General features: G+C 57.9%; 2 rRNA genes. Both read left to right on the forward strand.

Annotated elements, in window-relative coordinates:
* Nucleotides 1–239 (forward strand): 16S ribosomal RNA (locus A3Q37_RS35130); the annotation flags it as partial.
* A gap of 298 nt (nucleotides 240–537) precedes the next feature.
* Nucleotides 538–1422, forward strand: a 23S ribosomal RNA gene (locus tag A3Q37_RS35135); the annotation flags it as partial.

Here is a 1422-nt window from a genome sequence, read left to right on the forward strand (position 1 = left end):
TGGGGTCTGCAACTCGACCCCATGAAGTCGGAGTTGCTAGTAATCGCAGATCAGCATTGCTGCGGTGAATACGTTCCCGGGCCTTGTACACACCGCCCGTCACGTCACGAAAGTCGGTAACACCCGAAGCCGGTGGCCCAACCCCTTGTGGGAGGGAGCTGTCGAAGGTGGGACTGGCGATTGGGACGAAGTCGTAACAAGGTAGCCGTACCGGAAGGTGCGGCTGGATCACCTCCTTTCTAAGGAGCACTTCTTACCAAGCTTGCTTGGTCAGAGGCCAGTACACCGGCGAGTGTCCGGTGCTGGTTGCTCATGGGTGGAACGTTGACTATTCGGCACGATGATCTGGTTGTCACTAGTACTGCTTCGGCGTGGAACGTGGTGAACAGGGCATCGTGTCGGGCACGTTGTTGGGTGTCTGAGGGTACGGCCGTATGGTTGTCCTTCTGATCCGGCCCCAGTGAACTCGCCCTCATGGGTGGGGTGGTGGGTGGCTGGTCGTTGTTTGAGAACTGCACAGTGGACGCGAGCATCTGTGGCCAAGTTTTTAAGGGCGCACGGTGGATGCCTTGGCACCAGGAACCGATGAAGGACGTGGGAGGCCACGATAGTCCCCGGGGAGCTGTCAACCGAGCTGTGATCCGGGGGTTTCCGAATGGGGAAACCCGGCAGTCGTCATGGGCTGTCACCCGCTGCTGAACACATAGGCAGTGTGGAGGGAACGAGGGGAAGTGAAACATCTCAGTACCCTCAGGAAGAGAAAACAACCGTGATTCCGGGAGTAGTGGCGAGCGAAACTGGATGAGGCCAAACCGTATGCGTGTGATACCCGGCAGGGGTTGCGCGTGCGGGGTTGTGGGATCTCTCTGTCATGGTCTGCCGGCTGTGAGACGAGTCAGAAACCGTTGGTGTAGGCGAAGGACATGCGAAAGGTCCGGCGTAGAGGGTAAGACCCCCGTAGCTGAAACATTAGCGGCTTGTTTGAGGGACACCCAAGTAGCACGGGGCCCGAGAAATCCCGTGTGAATCTGGCGGGACCACCCGCTAAGCCTAAATATTCCCTGGTGACCGATAGCGGATAGTACCGTGAGGGAATGGTGAAAAGTACCGCGGGAGCGGAGTGAAATAGTACCTGAAACCGTGTGCCTACAAGCCGTGGGAGCGTCGCACAAGGAACTTGTTCCTTGTGTCGTGACTGCGTGCCTTTTGAAGAATGAGCCTGCGAGTTAGCGGTGTGTAGCGAGGTTAACCCGTGTGGGGAAGCCGTAGCGAAAGCGAGTCCGAACAGGGCGTTTGAGTTGCACGCTCTAGACCCGAAGCGGAGTGATCTAGCCATGGGCAGGTTGAAGCGGAGGTAAGACTTCGTGGAGGACCGAACCCACCAGGGTTGAAAACCTGGGGGATGACCTGTGGTTAGGGGTG

It is taken from the genome of Streptomyces sp. PTY087I2 (genome assembly GCF_001687325.1).
GTDB lineage: Bacteria > Actinomycetota > Actinomycetes > Streptomycetales > Streptomycetaceae > Streptomyces.